This is a genomic window from Pseudomonas sp. K5002, from assembly GCF_013386655.1.
Classification (GTDB): Bacteria; Pseudomonadota; Gammaproteobacteria; order Pseudomonadales; family Pseudomonadaceae; genus Aquipseudomonas.
Genome location: NZ_JACARK010001738.1, coordinates 1 through 301, shown reverse-complemented (window position 1 = coordinate 301; position 301 = coordinate 1). Strand labels below are relative to the sequence as shown.

Genomic DNA, 301 nt, shown 5'->3' with positions numbered 1-301 from the left:
GGCGGCGTGACCCTGGTGTTCCAGCTGTTCACCCTGCCGCCGCTCGCACCCCGCAGGACCGCCCGCTTGAGGACGGTGCTGGAAGTGCTGTTGCGTCCGGGCATTGCCGTGGGCATGTTGGGGTGCGTGCTGGTGCACACCGGGCACTTTGCGCTGTTCACCTATATCCGGCCATTCCTGGAAAGCACCACAGGCGTCGATGCCGAGGGGCTGGCGTTGATGTTGCTGGGGTTCGGTGTTGCGAACTTTGCCGGCACGCTGCTGGCCGGTTGGCTGCTGGTGCGTCTGCCGCGTGGAACAT

The 301-nt window shown here is 65.8% G+C and carries 1 pseudogene; it reads left to right on the top strand.

What is annotated here, in order from left to right:
• A pseudogene (locus HX846_RS39015) lies at nucleotides 1-301 on the top strand (MFS transporter); the annotation flags it as partial.